The organism is Trueperella sp. LYQ143 (assembly GCF_046599595.1).
Lineage (GTDB): Bacteria > Actinomycetota > Actinomycetes > Actinomycetales > Actinomycetaceae > Trueperella.
The window spans coordinates 1-21,750 of record NZ_JBKIWR010000010.1; the positions used below are offsets into that span (position 1 = coordinate 1).

Genomic DNA, 21,750 nt, shown 5'->3' on the forward strand with positions numbered 1-21,750 from the left:
TCCCCTCCCCCCCCCCCCCTCCCCCCCCTCCCCCCCCCCCCCCCCCCCCCCCCCCCCCCCCCCCCCCCCCCCCCCCCCCCCCCCCCCACGACATGTGTAAAAGCAACAGAAACCGTAACAGCAGAATCCGGCGCGCTACGCCGATGAGATAGGAAAATCGCACCCTGTCCTAGCCTTGAACACTGACTCCTCGGCGCTCATACGTCGGTAAAACCCCAGATAGTACTGCCAGGCAACGGAGCTACTCGCAGCCTCACACAATCCGATAGGAGCATAACCAGCCAAACAGTGCGCAGCTTTTCTCACCGCCCCGCCCTTCCCCTCAGCCTGGTAAAAACAGCCAGCCATCCCAGACGAAGTACCTCGTTATTGCACCGCGTAATATACATACATGGCTTTCTCCAGCACCTCTCGTTCCTACCAATTCACGGGAACATTTCGCAATTATCAGCAGCGGGTCCTCGATCGCATACCCCAACTTCTCGCTGATAAACGCATCCACGTGGTGGCCGCGCCGGGATCTGGAAAAACCATCCTCGGCCTAGAGATGATCTGCCGACTCAACCAGCCAGCCCTCGTCATCGCCCCTACTATCGCCATTCGCGACCAATGGATTGAACGCTTCCGCACCCATTTTGCCGCCCAGCCCTCCAATACTCACGCTACAGCCAGCCATTCCTCATCCACCCTGCCTGGGCCTGCCGATTCCTCAACGCTCTCCTGCGTCAGTTACCCCACATCGTGCCCATCCGAGCACGTAGACCCGAGCACAACACATGACCTCCCCACGCCAAACGAGCTGTGCTCCACCGATCTACACCACCCTCGGACGCTAACCGTCGTCACCTATCAGAGTCTCTACAGCGCATTTACCCGCTCACAAGATCCCGAAACCGGAGAGGATTTTGCTGATCTTGACGTCGTTGCCGCCATGCGCGACGCCGGCATCCACACCCTGTGCTTAGACGAAGCTCATCACTTGCGCTCCGCATGGCATCGCTGCCTCATCGCCTTTCGATCTGCTCTGAAAGACGTGACAACCATATCCCTCACCGCCACCCCGCCCTATGACTCCACCGTCAGTGAATGGGGAAAATACATTGACTTATGTGGACCAATTGACGAAGAAATCTCCACCCCAGAACTGGTCGCCACCGGCGATCTATGCCCGCACCAGGATTACATCTACGTCACCCAACCCAGCATAGAAGAATCCGCCCAGATAGCCGCCCTGCACCAGCCAAACGACCGCGCATTGGAAACCGTTATAAAACGCGGCCTTCTTGCGCACATAATGGAAGAATTGACCCGCGCCCTGGAAACGGATAGCGCATTCAACGAGGCACTTGATGACGAAGATAGCTTGTTGCACCTCGTCAATCTGCTCTATGCCGCCGGTTTTGACATCCCGCCCCGCCTCTACTCTTTCTTTCAGCCAGATAACCGCCAGCTTCCACAAGCGAACGCCTTGCAGTTCGTCATTTCGCATCCACATCTATTCCGTGAAGAGACGTACCAATCTGTTGTTGAGGCACTCCGAGCTGAACGCCTACTATCTGGAACCACGATCACCAATCCCCACGATAAGGACATTGCCCGTATTCTCACCTCCTCAGCCACGTTATTGCGGGCCAGCGCCGATATTGCCCAGGCCGAATACGCCGCCCTAGGATCAAACCTGCGCCTGGTGGTGTTAGCCGATCACATTCAGGCCAGCTACAGCAAAGCAATCGGCACTGACGAGCCACTCCTGCACAATGGCGTTATCCCCATTTTTGAGAAAATCCGACGCAGACTCCCACACGACGCCCCACTAGGAGTGCTAACTGGATCGGTGGTCATTGTTCCCGAGTCAATCCTCAATGCTCTGAACATTATCGCCGCACACTACCAGGAGGTAATCTCGAAGGTCACGCCCCTTAAAGCAGGATACGTACAGATCACTTTTGCTTCCGGGACGCGCGGTTCCGTTCGATGTATCACTCACGCTTTTGAATCTGGGCTGCTCATTGGGCTTATCGGAACTGCCGCTCTCCTGGGGGAAGGATGGGATGCTCCACACGCTAATGCTGCTATTTTAGCGACGAAGATTCGCGCCTTTATGCTGACGAATCAGATGCGCGGTCGAGTTATCCGCTCTGCTGGCAGCTCGGAGAAAACCGCCAATATTTGGCATATTGCCAGCTGCCAGCTACCAACTAACCGGATGGCAGAACTCTTCGGGCACCGCGACACCTCCGATGCGGTGTGGTCCTCCCCTGAGATTTCTTCCCTTGCCTCCCGATTCACCACTTTCGTTGCCCCACACGTCGTTGAACCACGTATCGAATCTGGCATCCAGCGCTGCTTTGCCAGCGATCTCTCCACGACGTATCGCAACATCACCAAAGAAAATAACACCATGCTTGCCCGCGCACAGAATCGTAAGGCGATGGCCCAACAGTGGTATCAGGCCTTGGGGAGCGCTGGTGGGGTGCAATTACCGTCATTACTTATGCGGATTCGCTGTGAATTTACTCCACGGATTCGAGTTGGCATCGTGAACTATGTAGAGGTCATTTTTGGTCTGATCGCCAGCGCACTCCTTTTCCTCGCCACGCAGACAACCCGCTTTGTTCGATCCTCCACCGTATGTATGGTCGTCATGCTCGTATGTGCCATTGCTTTTGCTGGGGTTTCCCTATTGCGCTGGTACGTCATGACCCATACATTAGATCCACATCAGCGCTTGCGCCGGCAATCTCACGCGCTTATTCAGACCTTAAAAGAAAGCCAGCTCGTCAGCTCCTATGATCTCGACATCGCGGTAACCAATACCTGCGCTTTCGTTGTTGGCGGCACGATTGCAGAGCGGCTGTTATGCGCCCGCGCCTTAGAACAGCTATATGGGCCGATTGGTAATCCTCGCTATCTTCTCAGCTTGACACATCAGGGCATCCGGTACCGCACATTTTTCTGCCAAGCCGTACCCGATATTTTAGGGACGAAACGCGAATATGTTGATCTGTTTCTCGCCCATTTGCGCCGCCAAGGGATAGCGATGCAGGCAACGTATCTTCGCACCGATGCCGGTAGGGCTGCCCTTATCCGCGCCCGACGGTATTGCGCCAGTAATATCGCCACCCAGCTTATGCGGATGGTTCGCGAGGTGACCCCACAGTAACTCAGTAATCCAGTAGCTCAGCAGCTCATTAGTTGAGGCGCCCAGTACCTCACGCTAGCCCTAAGGGCTTAGCGGATGCTGGCATATTTGCTGGTGATAACGGTTTTCGACGGGGAGGCACGTGAATATAGCACTACGTGCATACGGCATAGTGGCGGTGGCAGCCTGCTGGATTACCAGCGACGCGCGAGGAACCCGTATGCGCATCTTGCTATTTATCCACACGGCTTATGGTGCGCACCTCGCGGGAGATCGCCGGAAGAATGTGCAGGATAACTAATCCGATCCCGCTGGCCAATAACACGGTGTGAATATCAAACACTGTGCCAACCCATCCCACCGCAATCTGAGAGATCGGAACAGATAAAAAGACGAAAAGATCGTCATAGGCCGCCACTCGAGAGAGCTTGTCGCGCGAGACGTGCGTTTGCAAAGTCGTCTCGTAGGTAATTCCCGATACGGTGAGCCCAACCGCACTCATAATCACCATCGGGATAACCACCACAAGCGAATCCGTGACGCCCAGGGCAATGAGTGGAAAACCAACTGCTGTTCCAAGGAGCAGCCCCACGAGCAACGGATTGCGGAAAGAAATCCTGACGAGTAGCACGCTGGCAACCAACTGGGCGACAGCTCGCACCGATAAAATCACGCCCCAGATCCCAATGCCGTGGCGTTGACGCAATACGTCCGGTCCAAGCACTTGCCACGGACCAACATACAGCAAGTTAATGACGGCATAGGCGATAGATAGCGTCCACACCCATCGCATAGAACAGAATGTGGACCAGCCCTCGATAAGACTGCGCCCAATTCCGGCGGGATTTTTCGCCCGAGAAACCGTCGGCAATCCCCAAAAGCATAGGCCAGCCAGGAGGAAACTTATCGCGTCAATCGTTAGCGCCCAGCCACCGCCAATACTGGCCACCAGAGCGCCCGCGAGCGCTGGCCCAATAATTCGCGTGGCATTGCGGGCGGTTGCTAGTAGGGCATTGGCCTGGTGTACCTGTTCAGACGCGACGAGATCGGGAACAATACCGCGTAAGGCTGGCCCGTTAAAGGCTCCAATCATTCCGCTCAGCGCGGCGCAAGCAGACATTAGCCCGAGGTTGAACCGCCCAGAAAACAGAATCGCAGCCATCGCCCCTTGAGTGACGGCGGATAACAGGCAGGTCACCACGAGGATGCGCCCACGCTCCCAGCGATCCGCAATTACCCCGCCAACCAGCATGAAAACAAGAGTGGGAAATACGTTTGCTGCCAAGACGAGGCCCATGGAACGCGGAGAATCCGTGGTTTGTAGGACGCTTAATCCGATTGCCACTGAGGTCATCGAACTGCCCGCGAGATCCACAACTCGCCCAAGGAAAAATCTAGAGAAGTGCCCCCGCCATACGTTTTCTGATCCAGTTGCTCTCATACCATCCTCGTCACGTGCTGTCTGTGATGTGCTGTTATTTCGCTGCCCATTATTTTCGGTACGACTCTCGCATGAGCCCGTTATTAGTGGCTATTACCAGCTATTACTTTATAGCTAACAAAAAGTTACCGCTGATTGCCGAATTCCTGATTTTTGCACAGAAATCACTCACCGGCAAGCGATTCACAGAAATTTTTATTCCTACCTGCAGACGCGCGCGAGATCGAGAGTTTCCTCGCGTCGGTATTTTTAATACGACAAGCTGCGCAGGGCAGGGCGCTTCCTAAATTGTGTTTACACCTTTTCCAGATTGTATTTTGGGTGGCTTTCCACGTGATATATAAGCCGGTTCCAGATTACAAGCAGGGGCTTTCCAAGAGGTTTCACGGGCTTTGCGAATCCCATGCCAGCCCTTCTCGCTTTGAATATAGCTCCATAAACCCGAGCACAAGCCATCCACGCGAGTTAAATATGGTGGCAACCGCGCAGGCACAGTGATAGCCATGCGAAACTTTAACTTCTCGCCACGGAGAAAAATATGTAATGGCATAACATGACGGAATACAGCGGAATATATGCCCCTAAATATGGCACAGAAGTTCTCCTCAGGCTATAGACTTGATATGCCCCGCGTCACAAAATAGCCGGCAAGGAGTGCCTATGAGAAAAGAGCTTTTATCGCCGCACAGCTCCTGAGGTGCAAACCGCACTTATATCACGTATGGAGCCGGACTAACAGAGAACCATGTGTAGAAGTAACATTCCGCACCAGTCCTCATCTAATTGGGTACAAAATTAATAAGGCAGGTGACGACCTTTGAACTGGCTAACAAGCACCTCATATCCTAAAGGAACGAGCTGGTTTATCCGGCTAGGGGTCCCAGTCCTTTCCTGCGGGCTAACGTCCATGATCATTGCCCTGTTTCTCCATCTCCCACCTATTATTGCTAGCGGAGCAACACTTGCCATTATTGGGATAATTTTCCTGGTAATAGGGTACTTCCGCACTAAAAAGAACAGACAAGATACCATCTAGATACAGTGAGAAGTCCGGCTACCGCTTCGGTAGCCGGACTTCTTATTACGCGCTTAAACGCATACCTAGGTAGGAGGCACACCAAAATACTGGATTACATATCCTTGCACTCGCTAGTACACGCCTCGGTAATCGTAGCGGGAAGGCAATAGGGCAGCCACGCCGTTCACACACGCGAACTACGGCGCCACCCCATTGCCCGTCTCCCGATTTAGAAGAAGGAGACGTGATCGTATGCCGCGTCCTCAGAGTCATACATATTGACGCTTAACAGCCAGGTCTTCCCCAGACGTTCAACCGTCCCAGCCATATCATCGCGGAGCTTGAACGGATCACCCATATCCTCACTCCACCTTCCAACCGTCGGCTGGAACACGTACACCACCGGCACTCCGTCAATATCAGCCGTTGCCATGTAATAGCTATTGCCCGATATCGACTGCTGCTTGTACTGCTGCTGAATCAGGTAGGTATTGAACTCGTGACCATTAACCGTCACCTTGCCTAGATCCTTGCGATCATAATTCGATCGCAACTCCCATTGCCCAGCCTCATTCTTATCCCAGTTTACGAATAAGAGATCCTCTGATAGCGCCGGAACCGTCTCGCCCAACACGCCAGTAATCATCTTTGGCTTGAAGATAAGATCAATGATCGTTGCCGGATCCCCGTTGTAATCCCCCTTATCTGGGCCGATCACAAAGAACGATTCCTCGTGCCTAAGCTCATTACCTAAACCGAAGTTAATGGTGTGGTTCGACGGCATATTGACGCCCAGCACTTTCGATCCCCACTTATCCGCCGAAACCGTTTTGCCATCATCAATAACGTCGCGCAAATTGGATTTCAGATCCGCAAAGCTGGATTTCCCGTCATAGGGCTTCATCGTCAATACCACGTGGCGCAATGCGGCTTTCACATCGTCTTTGCCGGGAATCCCCTCTTTCTGGCTCTCATCAGTAATCGAGGCGGGATCGATCCACGTAGAGGATACCGAAACGGCCTTGCCGTCAAACATGAAGTTGTAACCGATGATCGTCCGGCTGTATTTATCTCCCAAGAAGTTCTCGATGCTCTGCGGCGTCGATTCAAAATACACCGTGTCATAATCACCGACGGTGACGTCCTCCGTATTAGCAATCTCTAACGCGGGTTCCTTATCCTCATCAACACCATCGTAGAACCACGCCAGGCTGGGATCTTTGCGCTCTTTTACTAAATCAACCGGAAGCGTCTTTAGATCTTTCTTTCCGGTGAGGGAATGCTCTACCGCAATATCAATATTGCTGTAGTAGAAAAACCAAAAGCCTTGCAGGCTCGCGCGCAACGGAGAACCGAAAGTGGTCGCCTCGGCAAATGGTTTCGGGAAATCGTAGGTAGCATTCAGATCCAGGTCAATGTGCGTAAACGCGCTCTGTAGCGAACTCGTGGTTTCACTAGCGCCGTTTTCCGACTCTGGGCTGCTCGAAGATCCCTCTGGTGACGACGAACATGCTGCCAGCGCACACAGTGCCGCAAGGCTGGCAGCAATCCTCCCTCGTAGGCAAAATCTCATTGTAAACTCCTCTAAAATGCGTGATGAGTAGTTAATGCCGATTGTACCGGCTGTTTCGCGAAGAATAGATTATTTTCCACTAGCTCCTCTCCTCCCCCCCCCTAATCTCCATTTCCGCTGATTATGTGGACGCACAGGCCAAATTCTGCCGCCTTTATCACAACAGTTCCGAACAGCTCACGGTAGACTGACATCCATAGGCACATCACCGCGCCATTCGCCCGCTCATACCGCGAAAGACGATACAACCATGGAACATCCTGCTCTCGGCGATACCTCAACACCATCTCGCGAAACCTTAGATTGGCCGACGTTTGGGCAGGCCATGCGCGAACTTGCTCAAACAGTTATCACCTCCGGATGGATTCCTGATTTTGTTGTCGCTATCGCTCGCGGCGGGCTACTCCCCGCTGGCGCTATCGCCTACGCAATGGGGATCAAAGCCATCGGGACGATGAACGTCGAATTCTATACGGATATTGCGCAAACACTGCCTGAACCCGTATTACTTCCCCCGCTTATGGACGTCAGCTCCCTCGCTGGCCAACGGGTTCTCGTCGTTGATGATGTGGCCGATTCCGGGAAAACCCTTCAACTCGTCATGGATCTCATCAGCACGCGCGGATTATCGCTAGACGGGCAGCAATGCATACCCGTTGATGCGCGCTGTGCCGTGATCTACGAAAAATCGCGCTCCATTATTAAACCGGACTACACCTGGCGGCACACCGATCTGTGGATTAATTTTCCGTGGTCTACCTTGCCGCCCATTGAGCGTTAGAACCTATGTGCCAATATCTGGCTGTAACTCCCATACGGATAGCACGTTCAATATGGCGTACTTCCAATGCAGATGCTATATACCGACGGAGAACATAACAGCCATTTGCGTGCATGAACGACGCCCCATCATACAAAAGCCGCGTTTCATTTTCCGCTAGGCAAACCCTGGGAAAACCTTACGCGAGATGCATATCTGCTGTCTGCCGTAGATATGCGCACCAACTTCCCTCGCGCGCCGCCCGCAACTACCTCCCAGGCACCTAACAATCGGGTATCACTGACCTGAGAGCAGCATTGAACTCCTGATTAGCCGTTATCAAGCCACGCGGAATCGCGCTGAGCTGTATGCACAGCAATATCGGCGATACGCGGCTCTTGTATTGTGTCTTATCGCAAGCCGCTTACCCACGCTAAACCGGCCTAGAACGCCATACCCCGACGCTTAATCATGACCAGCGAACAGCACAGGCAGAAGCAGACCGTGCCAAACAAAACGAGGTTCGCGATGACGCCCAGCGCAGTAAAGAACCCGACGCCAGTTCCCGCACCGAGGTTATGTGCGCCAAGGGATAACGTGCCGATAGGGAAGGTTAGTGCCCACCAGCCAGGAGAAAATGGCATCCGACGCAGGAAACCTCGCACCGTGGTTATCGTCGCCCATAGTACCAAAGGCACACCCACACAGAACATTCCCAAACCGTACAGATTCGCCATTTGCTGCACCGCATGAGCCGTGGAATCATCGACCATCGTAATCGCCTGAGAAGCCATTGCCTGCGCGGCAGCCGTTGACTGACCCACCATACCCAAAGGAATCCAGGAGCTACACGAAGCAGCCAGCGCTACTGGAGAGATTCGCCAATGATGATGATAAGCCACCGCAAAAATCACCGTGCCCACACACAGCGACAAGAAGAAACATGCCACCGTTCCAACGAGGAGCCACACTCGCGCCTCGGCATTGCCGATATGTGGAACGAGAGCCGCCCCCGTCGTGGAAGAAACCATTGGACCGACAACCGCTAATCCCCATACCGTCGTCGGCGCACCTAAATCACTGCCGACGAGCCGCATAGCAAATAGCAGGGCGGCCACAACGCCAATCGTCGTGCCGATAATCCACAGCACTACGTTGACGCTCCAAGCCAGGTGGGTCAAGGACGTAAACCATGCCGGCACTACCGTGGCGGTGGCAGAGCCGACCGCTAAAAAGCCCATTGAGACGGTTCCCCACATCGCGCACTGGTTCGAATCGCGGAACGTTGACCACAAGGCCTTGCGGGAGCGAGCAATCCGAATGAGGAAGCCCGCTGTCAGTGACGTCAACACCAGCCACCCCACAATGAGGGCGATCCGAGCAACAATCTGAGCGCCAGGCACATACTCATGGTGAATCTGCAGGAGCGTACCTAAGATTCCCGTACCCATTGCCGCCGGATACCACGTCGGGCTAGGAGGCGGAAGCGGGGATGCCTTCTGCGGTTTCGTTGCTTGTGTTGCATAGGATTTTGCCATTGTGTTTCGTCCTTGCCAGTATCACGGAAAAGGGGCTTCGTGCGAGTTTACGGCGGAGTTACCCCGAGCATTAGCCACTATCTGCCGGATTCGGCAAAATCAGTTACGCCGAGGCATAGTATTGAGCCGATGTCACGCTATGCGCCCCGAAGAATTATACTCGCCGGTCTTTTGCCATCAGAAGCGCAGATATGTCTATCTGCTGACACTTATCCCCGCCACGTGCCCAATTTTCTGGTAGGAATAGGGGCTGCGACTAGGGAGGGGGTATAAGCTATCAGACCCAGCCACAATCAAAATGCTACCCACAAGAGTAGGCGCATTATCAGGCAAACGGCTATCGTGCACAGTTTCGAGAAAACGCTTTCTAACCGAACTCCCCGATACCCAGATAGTAGGCGGGAATCTTCATAGCAATCACAAAACCCGCAATCATCGGGCATAAAACAATAGCCAGACCCCTAAATCAAAACAGCAACCAGACCAACCACAAACAGCTATCCAAAAATAGCTTACCGGCTCACGCCTCATCAGCTATATCAGGGGGTAAATACGCCGAGGCCCCAAGCGGAACAACTGGCCTCCATCGCAAAAACTATCCAACCACGCGATCAGCACCAATGACCTGCGAATATCTGAGACTTCCCCACACAATTGCGTGGTTGCTGTAGAGCCTATACCCAGATACACCCATAGCCCTGGCACACCAGTCGAGCCCCGCTCGGGGTCCGTCGGCTGCCCGTGAGCTGTGCGCCAAATATAATTGCGTTGAATTTGGCGCACAGCGCGGGATGTGCTCTCCTCATCATCACCGATAAGCAGAGCGAATCCCGTCATGTCGTATTCACGACCACACGGAATGATGGCATTCCGACCGATCCAGTAGGAGCTGTTGATCCAACCGGAATCCCATCTTGAGGGATGTCCCAGATCGTGCTGGTGAGCGTGCGCGATCCAGACATATTAGTGGTGAGTACAGACGCCCTAGCGCTCCTCTCAACGCTAGAGTCGCCACAACTGACGCGATCCAACCAGCTACGCGATGTGCTGCATGATGTGATTAGACGTTGCAGAGTATTAGGAGTGGATAGGCACGTGAGAGACTGCTTAAATGCCGTCATAACATCCCTCCCGTGCTCATCCTCATGCTGACATCGCCGTGTGGTGAAACATCATCGAGTCGTTCTTCGCAGAATTCTTCGTAGAAGTTGCATCTCCGGTGTCGGGTGGTGAACGTGAGAATTCGGCGTTCCCCAGGTCCACTGCCTGCGACACCTTGAGCGTATCAAGAGAGCATTTGACGTGGTAGCAGCCATTTTTTGGCTTTCATACCGCCCGTCCCCATGAGGGCTTTCTCGGGGGGGGGAGATCGAAGATAGAAAATAATTCGGCAGTTATCCCATATAAATCAAGAGATCACCCGCGATCACCCTCACCGTTTTCTACCCATATATGCGTGTGCAAACACAGCAATATAGCGCCTTTTACCAGGTAGACCCAGTAAAAGGTGGCATTATTTGCCAGAACCTACCCACAGCGCCCCATCTTTACCCGACGGTTCACACGTAAAAATCACCCGAACTTCACCCGCCGATTCACCCAAAAGCACCCCATAAGTCACGTTATTGCGTGCCTGAAACCGATCGGCACTCAGCCCGGTATCACCGCGCAGTTACAGCTCCGGGCCTTGACGAGTATGCATACTGACGGTCAAAACGAGCTACCAGCAGCAGCAAGCGCCAGTACTAGCACAGTAGTGCACCGCCATTAGCTGGCATCAACACCAACATAGCTACATAATTAGCGCGCCTGCTAATTCCACATTCACACCCGCAAAACCGTTGCCATACCTCACGCGAAACCAACGAACATTGCCCGCGCATGAGCACATACCCTTTTACCGATCCAACACCAGCAATCCAGACGCTCGTCAGCGTATCCCACTGATCCCAGATATATCAGCGCCCACTAACGGATAGGCAGGAAATAACACCTCTACCCGCAACCAGCGCCAGCGAGAGAAAGCAAACCGAGCCACTCTGCCACCGGCTAACACTGAGCCAACCTGCACCGGCTCACACCGCGTCAATCAGGTGCATCAAGCGCCCCATCGCCACAGCCGAACGCCGATCGTGAACCCCGAGCTTACGGTAAATCCCCTTAACCGTTGAGCGAATCGTCTCCACGGAAACGTATTGCCCAGCCGCAATATCCGCAAGCGTATCGGAAGAATCCAATAACGCCAGAACCTCCCGCTGCCGCGCAGTCAGCTCCACCTTCTTCGAAATACCATCCGTTTTCACGCCCGATAGCCCGACGAGATCTTCCCGCACTGAGGGTTGGATGGCGGACGAGACGCGCTCCTTTGCCGCATCAGAGAACATACACACGCTACTGAGCGAGGTATCCCAATTCACTGCCCCCATTAACGCCTGAAGTTTTTGTTTATCATCAGCGGCCGGGTTCGTCCCGATCATGACGCCCAACGCCACAAAACTCCAGCGGCGCGGCAGATTATCGAGAGAGATCAACGTCTGTGCAAGATCGTGAGCCACCTCAGCTTGCCCTTTTGCTTCAGCGATAACTGCCTGCAAAACCAATTCCACCTCGGCAGGCATCTCGTAGCGTTCCACAATGGATTCGGCAACCGCAATGCGCCCAATCCGGCACGCCACAATGGCACGCATATAGTCAATCGGCCACCAAATCCAGGATGGAGCAGTTGACCACGTGACGTAAGTGCGGCACATCGTCAGATACTCCCAGGCAGTGTTCATGCCAAAAACCAAAGCCAGACGGGTCGCTTCAGCACACATCGCCTGCGCAGAAAACGTCGTCTCCACAGCCTCAGGATGAACAGCCGGATCATGAGAAACAGTCCCGTTCGCACAGGCGATCTCATGCTGGGCAATCTCAATCAAACGCCGCGTCTGCTGACCCGGATTCATATACGCAGTAAATTTACGCCAGCCACTTTGCGAATAACTTTGCGCGACGTCAATTGCCCCCGCTTCAACAGCAACAAAAGCAGCTAAGGAATGAATGAGCAGACCAGCCTCCGCCTGCAACTCTCCACCGAGCACATCGAGATCATGGACTCGCAGCGCCGTGCGCGCATATTTTTGCGCAATCGCCATATTCCCAACAGATACTGCTGATACTGCGGAATACACCAACAACATGATGTACAAGATGATGTCGTCAGGATGGCGCGGGCGCATCTTGGTCACAATCGCGTCATAATCCAACCATTCGTAACGCTTTTCTAGATGCACACTCACCGCAGCCAGCCCTCGGTTCGCTTTCGCGGAAAAAACCGCTTTCAACTGCTGTTTAGCTTCTGCTGCTAAGGATGGCACCGGCGGGTTGGCGATACTGAGTAAGCGCACAAGCGGCGGAACATCTGTATAGTATTGCCCGTTTTGCTGTTCCGCTTCAGTTGACTGTTCGATAATGCTTCGCGCCTGGTTAATGCACTGCAACTGCGAGGGGACGTGCTCTGGCCACAACACACTCAGCCAGCGCCGCTCCCCATCTGATAAGGCAATAAGGACGTATGCGCTAGTGCGAATCACACGTTCCAGCTCAGACCAGGAATGCAGGGTGGTCAGCACGCGAACGCTCTCCAGCGCACTCAACTGCGGATGGTTGAGAGCCGCCAAAACCTTTCGTTCCCAATGGGAGCACTCGTGGGGATTTTCGTGCATGAATTGCCGTTGCAATTCCTTACAGAGGAAGTACGGGACGGCAAAGGTATTCGAGCTGACTTCCGTAAATACGCTACCGCGATAGACCTGTTGGATCTGCTCGGTGTTTACCTCACGCTGGTAGATCTGGCTGGCGATCAGGGTTGAAGATTGGGTAGAAACTCGCCCCAGCCACAGGTACAAAAACCGCAGCTCATCAGTGAGGAACAGTGGCAATACCCGTTCAGCCCACCCTTGTGCGATGACGGCAACCGTCGGCGCAGGTTCATCACAGCTAATCTGTCGGCATACTCGCATGGAGGTTGCCGCCGGAACAACAAGATTTGTTGACGACACCATCTCACCGCGCCGCTCGCCAGCGAGGTCATCCTGGAGCAGAGCCGCAACGAATGCCATTACACCGCCCGTGGAACGCAAAATGGCGTAGCGCACCCCATCGTCGGCGTGTGCTAAGGCCGATATTTCACCGAGTTCGCTGGGGAGCATCGTCATATCTCGATGCCCGATCGTCATCGCCCATGACAGGCGAATATCTGTTTCCGGTAATCCGCTATCGGAGGGCACGACGAGGATGACTTGCAGTTGCGGCTGTAAGGATTGGGTATTGAGGACGCGGTAGGCATCTTCGAGAGACATTGCCGGATGAGAGCTATCGGAAGCCGAGGCTTTCTCAGTTTTTTGGCTAGGGTCGGCGGGGTTTTCTGATTTCTGGCAGAGCGTATCGCATACCAGGATCAGTGGGCCATCATGCATGGCTGCGACGAGCATATCTGGGTGTGATTGCGATAGCCGATAGATACGCGGATCGTCTTGGTATAGATTGCGCATCACCGCCCGGGCGAGTGCTAATGGTTGATACTCTGGCGGGGCACAAAATACCGCAATGGGCTGCTGGGCGACGATGGGTGCAGTACGCCGTGCAACGATCTCACTGACGGTGGCCACGATATGTGCGTCAATCACGTCGGAGTATTCGGAGAATTCACCGTTGATTGGGCGCTGGTCACTTGCTGCTGTCATAGCTTCATTGTAAGAAAAAATGATAATACCTGCCCCTTAATACGACTTGGGGTTTCGAACTTGTGTTTCACACCGGAACGCTGTGCATCTGCTGTGCTGGCACGGTGTACCGATAGCGCTGCTGCGATGAGGCGTCGTGTGCTCTGTTACGTGTTGTGCGCTGTCACGCGCTTTGCAGGTTCTTAGCTGCGCTTTTCTTCTGTGCCGCCGTTTTGCGGGCAAGCGCAGGTGGGGAATATCCCGACGATAACGAGGTGAGGGCAACCCTGGGGTAGAAGCTGTGGTTTTTCTGCCCGAGGCGCTCACGCGCAGATTAGACTCGCCCTATGAGCATTATTGTGACCAATGAAATTACTGTTCCTGCTGAGCGTGCCGAGCGCGTAGCCGAAAAGTTTGCTGAGAATTCTCGTCGGCTTTCTGATTTCGATGGCTTTGAAGGTTTTGAGTTGTGCCGTCCGACGGAACCTGCCGATGATCGGTGGCTCGTCATCACCCGTTGGCGTGACGAAGATGCGTTCCAGCAGTGGCTGGATTCCTCGCATTTCTCGCAGTCTCATCCAAAGCCTGGGGAGCCAACCGCGAAAGGCGTCGATGCGCGCGCGGTAATTCGCCGCTATGCCGTGGCGGTTACCGATACCGGAAACTGATAGCTACGGTTTTGCAATACATTGCAGCGATACTGCGAAATAGTGGTATTCCAACGCTGGCCTGTGGCAAAGGCTGAACGGTTGGGCTGTTGCGATGTAGCGCGGCATGTAGTGGCGTAGTGGTCGGGCGAGGTCGTGGCGTAGTGGTCTAAGGGGCGTTGGCGCTGCGGCTCGTACTGCGGGTTTTCGCTTTGGCTACCCCGTTGGCGGATGTGCGCTGTTATAACGGCTATTCATAAACACGCTGTTACACAAGATATAGCTGGGTACGCGCTGTTGAGTGCGCGTCGTTGGGGCGCACTGCCAGGCGGGTGCTGTTGGGCAAGAGGCGTCAGGGGGCGTCAGGGCGCGCTGGGTAGCTACGTGCCTGCTGTCGGTGTGCATGTGAGCCTTGCCGGCGCTCTCTATTCTCTATCGCATCTGGCCAGGTGTAGGCGGCAGTAGGTAATAATCGTTGCTTGAGGGTATTGCGTCAGCGTTCGGCAATAATGTGTTCAGCAGTAATGCGCTTAGCAATAATGTGCTCGGCGGCGGTCGTTCGTCGGCGCGTGGTCGTCGGTGATTGATGCGTCGGCGATGTGTTGCCGGCGCATGTTCCTCGCGGCACCGTTCACACCTCACCCGCGCCGTCCATAAACACCACGATCTTCTCAGCTCACCGCTTCACGCCTCACACGCGCTCCTGCTCGCGCGCTCTACTCAACTCATCTCACCGGCTTCACCCTAACTGTAACCATGAGATTTTCTGATATATCTGGCACGCTAGAGGAAGATAAAGCCGCAGGGCTCGGGCTCAAGAAAGGATACTCATGCGTCGCTCCATGTGGTTAGCCGGTTATGCCTGTGCGCAAGCTGGTCAAATAGCCCTGCTCTATATGCCTTTTCCCGCTCGGAAAGCACACGAGTCAGGAATGACGGCGGCCGCGCCTAATAGTGCTGGCAATCCTGCCATATCTCACCCGCCCACCAAGAGCGCCAATCCTGCCGCTACTGACTCACCCGCACTCACACCATCTACCCCTACCCCATCGGGATCCTCAGATATACCAGCAAGCGGCCCATCGTCATCTGCAAAGGCAGATCACTCCGCCACGCAAGCTACACCTGCCGGTACAGCTCTCCCCGATAGCCTGGCGGCAAGCCTGCGCGCAACCCTGCTACGAATTGCGCGCTGTGCTCCACCGCATACCGATAAATTCGTTCACGGCACCATCTTTGCCGCAACGACGTTCACCGCCGCCTGTGCCTTTTCCTCCCGCAGGCAAGTCACTCGCGCAGTGCTCGGCAACGTCCTCCATGCTCTGCTCGCCGAGCACCTGCAAGCACGGATTCCTGGGCGCGGCTACGACCGTGCCGATACCTACGTTAATCTCATTGGGGTTAGCCTCGGAGCAGGCGGGGCGGCACTTATCTGCCGTCAATAAAATGGTGCGATCACCTCACGCAAGAGCGAAACCATTGACCGCCTCGAAACTAGCGCCCTATCTGCGGGTATCTGCTTTCGCTGCCGCCAGCTCAGTGCCACTACAAAGCGCGCCTACCAGGGCTAACGCCCCGTTCATCTCGCAATCGTACATGTGGCAGCACCCCTGGCGTAGAAAAACGTAATGTGCCTGGTTTGCTGGGGTGAAAATTGTTCTCACACCCCAGCAAACCAGGCACACAGGTGATTTACTACTTCGCTCTCTCAGTAGCGCTCTCGCCTCTCCGCTGCGTTCCTCACACAGCTTTGACTCCCTCGCTTGTGCATGAGCGGCGAGTAGCGCTCCAGCTACCCAGAAAACAGTGGCTATCCGCGGCGTATCTCCACCGCCTGCTTCTACACCATGTGCTTCTACGCTACGCCAGATTTACTTCCAGTAATCCAACGCGCCGGTATCCATGCCGATAGATTCCGCCGTAAAATGTGGATCTTTACCGGACTTGCGCTGGCGGTGGTAATCCTCGACTGCGCGCAAGGCGTGCTTACCCAGCAAGATAATAACCGGAATGTTGATGAGCGCCATCAGGCCCATGAGAATATCCGCGGTATTCCACGCCACATCGAAAGAGGCGAACGCACCAACGAACACCAAGAGGCAGGCCAAAGCGCGGAATGCGTAGATCTCTGCCTGCTTCGGCAAGCGCCCGAGCAGGTAACGGAAATTAATCTCGGCATAGTAGAAGTTGCCCAAGAACGTGGTAAAGCCGAAGAGCAGCAGGGAGATCGTCACCAGGTACACGCCCGCATGGCCGAATACCGTCTGCAAAGAGCCTTGCACAATCTCTGCACCGCTGGGATCCTCCCCTTGGTTTGCCCATTTGCCGGTGAAGAGCACCAGGAAACCAGTGAAGGTACAAATAATCATCGTGTCAATAAAGACGGAGAGCATTTGCACCAGGCCTTGCTTGACCGGATGGGAAACCGACGCGGAAGCAGCGGCGTTAGGCGCTGAACCGATACCAGCTTCGTTTGAGTACAAGCCTCGCTTGATTCCTTGCATCATGGCCGATCCTGCGAAACCACCGAAGATCGCCTCAAAGTCGAAAGCACCCTTGAAAATAGCGCTCAACACGTCGGGAACTTTGTCGATATTAATCCCGATGACGATGATGGCAGCAACACAGTAGATGATGGCCATAATGGGGACAAGCACGCCGGTAACGTCAGCCAGTTTGCGCGTTCCGCCGAAGATGGACGCCGCCATCGCCAAAGCCAAGATTGCCCCAAGGAGGTACTTCGCCCAAGAGTGCTCAAAGAAGCTGTAGGCACCGAAAGAGCCGACCACGTTGTAGGAGGCCAGCATATTGAAGCCACCCATGTACGTCAGGATCAAAACGACGGCGAAAACTCCACCGAGCCAGCCTTGCTTCAGACCATGTTTGATATACCAAGCCGGACCTCCATAGGAGTGCCCGTCATCGGCCCGACGCTTGTAAATCTGGGCAAGGACGGATTCAATCAGCGCAGAAGCTGCACCGATAGTGGCGATAACCCACATCCAGAAAACGGCACCAGGACCACCGATAGCGATGGCCACTGCCACACCCACGATATTGCCAGTACCGACGCGCGACGCCGTTGACACCATAAGTGCCTTAAATGACGACAGCGATTCTTCCTCATGTGGCTTCTCCGCGATGACCTTAATCGAATCACCGAATAGCCGCAGAGGCGCGGCCTTTGTGCGAATGAAGAAATACAATCCGCCCAAAATCAAGAGAGCGATGAGGACGTAGGAATAGAGATAGGAACTAATCGTAGAAAGTGCTGAATTGATCGTTTCCATTGGCGTCCTTTCACTCAGACATTGCGGCACGCTACCGTGCCAGTCGGCGCCTACCGTCAATACCGTTACGTGGTAGTAGTGTCGCGATATTGATTTTGCCAATATAAAGGACTCTCCCCGCTCCTATCCACTCTATGGACGCGAGGACCATATATCGGACACCATGAATACCACCGTTGACATCTCTTCGTTTTTTCAGGCATCAGAACGCCCACTCATCGGCACAACCCTTCGCACCTGTTCACAAAGAGAGCCGTATTCATTAACATCCCAGCTCATCCGCACACAACACAAAGGGCAGGAGTTTTTACGCGCGGCTCATCCGTCAAGCATGTTGATAGGAAAACAGCATCTCCTGCCTACGTAGAGACGCAACGCCGGCACAATGTGTATGCATAATTCCACATAATCTTGACATAGAAAGAAACCGAAATACTCCGTATTTGAGTGAGAACACGCGACACAACCGACGCCCCACACACCTTACGCATCTAGCGGCGACGCATACCGAGATGCCGACGCTCACTGCGACGAAATTGCCGACCGCAAAAACCCGTCGGCACGCACCAGGAGCTCGCGAGCGCGACGCGGATCAACCCCGCGCACAATGCACACCACCGCCGTTTTCACGTCACCACCGCTTGACTCCAAAGCGCGAATAGCCTGCTCGCGCCCCACGCCAGTAATGCGCATAACAAGATTTTGTGCCCGCGCGCGGAGCTTTTCATTAGATGCCGCGACGTCCACCATTAAATTGCCGTAGGTTTTGCCAAGTTTGACCATTGTCAGGGTTGAGATCATATTGAGAACTTGCTTTTGAGCCGATCCAGCTTTGAGTCGGGTAGAACCAGAAATTATTTCTGGGCCAACAACTACTTCGATTGGATGGTCAACAAGACGGGATAATTCCGCATCGATATTTGAGGAGATTCCCACGGTAAGCGCGCCACATTCTCGGGCGTATTCCACAGCCGCTAACACATAAGGGGTGCGCCCTGAGGCGGTAATCCCAATCACCACATCCGTGTGATTGACTGCGCGTTCGACTAAATCCTGCCGGCCCGCTTGTTCATCGTCTTCCGCCCCTTCAATTGCATGAGTTAATGCGGAGAACCCACCGGCAATAATTCCTTGTACCACGTGCGGCTGGGTCGAAAAAGTTGGCGGACATTCCGAAGCATCAAGCACTCCTAATCTCCCTGGGGTTCCAGCCCCGACGTAAAACATACGCCCGCCACTTCGCACCCGTGGCGCAATTGCATCGATTGCCTGGCTAATCTCGCGCCCAGCACGGGCTACCGCCCGAGGCACTTCTTGTTCCGCCTCATTCATTGCCTGGACCATTTCGTATGTGGAGAGCAGGTCGAGCTCTGTAAATCGGGGATCCACCATCTCGGTGGTGTATCCGTTGAGCATATCGTGATGATCCGTCTGTGAATTCACGTTGCACTCCACTTCCATCGGTCATTTATCGCGGTAATTACCCCACTCCACGGCCTTGTGGATCGAGATATGACCGGATTTCACCCCTATTCGTAATGTAAATTATTTACATTACGAGTTCTCCGCCATTAAACATCAGGACCCTAATTCCTGTCAACGACTTTTTGTCAGCTCATCTATTTTTCTGATCGCGCACACATTCCCCTTACAAAATCAAACTTTTCTCCTTAAGGACGCATACTCTTTCTAGGTCGATGTAAATTTATAAACCAATGAAAGAAATCTACGTAAATACTTGACGCGATATATCTCACTCTCTAGACTCGTTTTTAAGGTCAGACATCGAGCGCGCAGTGCGTCAACGCCCAACAACCACGCACGACCACTGCACCCTCACAGCGCAGATCTACAGCGCGATCTAAGGCGCTTCATTTTCGAGAGGAACAAAGATGTTTTCGAGAAAGTCATGGAAAACGTTCATCCGCGCAATCGCAGCAACCAGCGCAGTCGCCATGCTCGCTGCCTGTGGCGGCGGCGATAGCAAATCCAACGACAATTCAGCAGATGGCCCCGCCCTCGCGATCTTCGCCGGCGCACAAACCCCCATCGTAGCCAACTTCAACCCCTATTCACCCACCTCCCTAGCAGGCACACTCGGCTCGCTATACGAGCCACTGTTCTACTACAACAAAGCAGTCGCGCAAGCCCCCATCCCGCTCCTCGGAGAGTCCTACACCTGGTCTAACGACGGCATGTCCCTAGACATTAAAATCCGCAGCGGAGTTAAGTGGAACGACGGGCAAGATTTCACCGTCGATGACGTCATCTACTCCTTTACCAATGACGCCGTAAAACTCGACTACATCAACTCCGTAACCAGTAAAGACGCCTCCACCGTCACGCTGACCTTCACAAGTCCCTCATACACCAACGAATATGCACTCCTCGGCGCTAACTACATCGTTCCCAAACACATCTTTAGCAAGCTGAGCGATCTCGTCACATTCGCCAATACAGATAATCCCGTCGGCACTGGCCCATTTATGCTTGATACCTTTACCGACGCTTCCTACACCATGAAAGCAAACCCGAAGTATTGGGATCCCGAGCGACCAAAAATCAACAAAGTCCAATACCTCGGCATTAACGGAAACTCCTCGGCTGAATCATTATTCAAAGCCCAGCAACTCGACTATTCCACAATGTTTGTACCCGACCCCGCTCCGCTTCAAGCAGACAACCGTCTCGGATACCTCCTCCTCATGTCTCCCAATCCTATTACCGTCCTGACCTGCTCGAACGCACAACTAGGGTGTACGGGTGCCCAGACCGACAAAGCTGTGCGCAAAGCCTTCTCACTTTCGCTTGACCGCAAAGAAATCAACGACAAGGCATACTACGGTCACGCCACTATCGACACCCCAACCTTCACCCTGCCTGGACGCGATGACCACTGGATCAAAGACGGCTTGCCAACCCGCCTACCAGAACATGCCGACGTCAACGCAGCCAAGAAAGTTCTCGAAGATGCCGGATATACCCTCGGTGCTGACGGCATCTACGCCAAAGACGGAGTACGCGCCTCCTTCAAGCTCGCCTCCGTCGAAGGCTGGGGCGATTCCAATGCGGCTGCCGAACTCATGGCAGCACACGCCAAGAAAGCCGGCATCGAAGTACACACCGAAACCGTCACACTCGACCAGTACACCGATATGCGTCAGGTCGGAAAGTACGAAATGATCGTCTCCGCGCTCTTCGGAACGCCGATCTCAGATCCATACACGATCTACCGCAACTGTTTCACAACAAACTACACCACCGCTGTCGGTACACCGCTTGAGCCCAAGCAGACAAACTTTGCTCGCTACTCCAACCCCGTCGTAGACGCGGCAATCGCCCGCGCCGCCCAAACAAACGACGAAGCAGTGAAGAAACAAGCCTACGGCGAGATCCAAGAAGCCATCCTGGATGACCTGCCCTACATTCCGATGTTCCACGGCGGCTCCCAGACCTTCTACAACCAAGCCGACTTCGACGGCTGGCCGACAAAAGATAACCTCTACGCCTTCCCCGCATCCTGGGACGGCATCTCGGCAAGCTACGTGCTCTCGCACTTGACCTACAAGTAATCGCACTGCAGAGGGGTCTGCTGTGCAGACCCCTCTGCGCGTATTCACCAGCGGATGTGAAAG

At 54.2% G+C, this 21,750-nt stretch carries 13 protein-coding genes; 5 read left to right on the top strand and 8 right to left on the bottom strand.

The genetic code is table 11. The features are described from left to right. The first annotated feature begins 391 nt into the window (after positions 1-391). On the top strand, positions 392-3,163 hold the full coding sequence (locus ACLHIL_RS04900) for a DEAD/DEAH box helicase family protein (protein WP_411296835.1): 2,772 nt from the start codon (positions 392-394) through the stop codon (positions 3,161-3,163). A gap of 211 nt (positions 3,164-3,374) precedes the next feature. On the opposite strand, the gene ACLHIL_RS04905 is transcribed toward ACLHIL_RS04900, so the two are convergent. Further along, positions 3,375-4,583: an MFS transporter gene (locus tag ACLHIL_RS04905; RefSeq protein ID WP_411296836.1), complete on the bottom strand. Its 1,209-nt coding sequence runs from the start codon at positions 4,581-4,583 to the stop codon at positions 3,375-3,377. Positions 4,584-5,830: 1,247 nt separating this feature from the next. Further along, positions 5,831-7,174 (bottom strand): hypothetical protein, encoded by a 1,344-nt coding sequence (locus tag ACLHIL_RS04910; RefSeq protein WP_411296837.1) that lies wholly within the window; start codon positions 7,172-7,174, stop codon positions 5,831-5,833. A gap of 250 nt (positions 7,175-7,424) precedes the next feature. Between ACLHIL_RS04910 and ACLHIL_RS04915 the strand changes: the two genes are divergently transcribed. Beyond that, on the top strand, positions 7,425-7,955 hold the full coding sequence (locus ACLHIL_RS04915; protein WP_411296838.1) for a phosphoribosyltransferase: 531 nt from the start codon (positions 7,425-7,427) through the stop codon (positions 7,953-7,955). Positions 7,956-8,377: 422 nt separating this feature from the next. Here the strand turns inward: ACLHIL_RS04915 and ACLHIL_RS04920 are convergent, their stop codons facing one another. The 3 genes from ACLHIL_RS04920 to ACLHIL_RS04930 form a co-directional block, all read right to left on the bottom strand. Further along, positions 8,378-9,472: a TDT family transporter gene (locus ACLHIL_RS04920; RefSeq protein ID WP_411296839.1), complete on the bottom strand. Its 1,095-nt coding sequence runs from the start codon at positions 9,470-9,472 to the stop codon at positions 8,378-8,380. An 833-nt stretch (positions 9,473-10,305) separates the two neighbouring features. After that, positions 10,306-10,434: a hypothetical protein gene (locus tag ACLHIL_RS04925; RefSeq protein WP_411296840.1), complete on the bottom strand. Its 129-nt coding sequence runs from the start codon at positions 10,432-10,434 to the stop codon at positions 10,306-10,308. Between the two features lie 1,113 nt (positions 10,435-11,547). Beyond that, the gene (locus tag ACLHIL_RS04930; protein ID WP_411296841.1) at positions 11,548-14,199 is read right to left on the bottom strand and encodes a helix-turn-helix domain-containing protein; all 2,652 of its coding nucleotides are present in this window, start codon (positions 14,197-14,199) and stop codon (positions 11,548-11,550) included. Between the two features lie 326 nt (positions 14,200-14,525). On the opposite strand from ACLHIL_RS04930, the gene ACLHIL_RS04935 reads away from it, so the two are divergent. Further along, a complete protein-coding gene (locus tag ACLHIL_RS04935) occupies positions 14,526-14,846 on the top strand; it encodes an antibiotic biosynthesis monooxygenase family protein (protein ID WP_411296842.1) in 321 nt (106 codons plus the stop codon). Between the two features lie 472 nt (positions 14,847-15,318). On the opposite strand, the gene ACLHIL_RS04940 is transcribed toward ACLHIL_RS04935, so the two are convergent. Then, entirely contained in the window at positions 15,319-15,453 is a 135-nt protein-coding gene (locus tag ACLHIL_RS04940; RefSeq protein ID WP_411296843.1) for a hypothetical protein, read from the bottom strand. A gap of 202 nt (positions 15,454-15,655) precedes the next feature. Between ACLHIL_RS04940 and ACLHIL_RS04945 the strand changes: the two genes are divergently transcribed. Beyond that, positions 15,656-16,270: a hypothetical protein gene (locus tag ACLHIL_RS04945; protein ID WP_411296844.1), complete on the top strand. Its 615-nt coding sequence runs from the start codon at positions 15,656-15,658 to the stop codon at positions 16,268-16,270. A gap of 426 nt (positions 16,271-16,696) precedes the next feature. Here the strand turns inward: ACLHIL_RS04945 and ACLHIL_RS04950 are convergent, their stop codons facing one another. Then, positions 16,697-18,115, bottom strand: a complete 1,419-nt coding sequence (locus ACLHIL_RS04950) for an alanine/glycine:cation symporter family protein (protein WP_411296845.1) — start codon at positions 18,113-18,115, stop codon at positions 16,697-16,699. 522 nt (positions 18,116-18,637) lie between these two features. After that, positions 18,638-19,558, bottom strand: coding sequence for an N-acetylmuramic acid 6-phosphate etherase (gene murQ / locus ACLHIL_RS04955; protein WP_411296846.1), 921 nt, complete (start codon positions 19,556-19,558; stop codon positions 18,638-18,640). A 449-nt stretch (positions 19,559-20,007) separates the two neighbouring features. Here murQ and ACLHIL_RS04960 point away from each other — a divergent pair, with 449 nt between their 5' ends. Further along, positions 20,008-21,687 carry an ABC transporter substrate-binding protein gene (locus ACLHIL_RS04960; RefSeq protein WP_411296847.1) on the top strand — a complete coding sequence of 560 codons (1,680 nt, stop codon included), beginning with the start codon at positions 20,008-20,010 and terminating at the stop codon, positions 21,685-21,687. Positions 21,688-21,750: the final 63 nt, after the last annotated feature.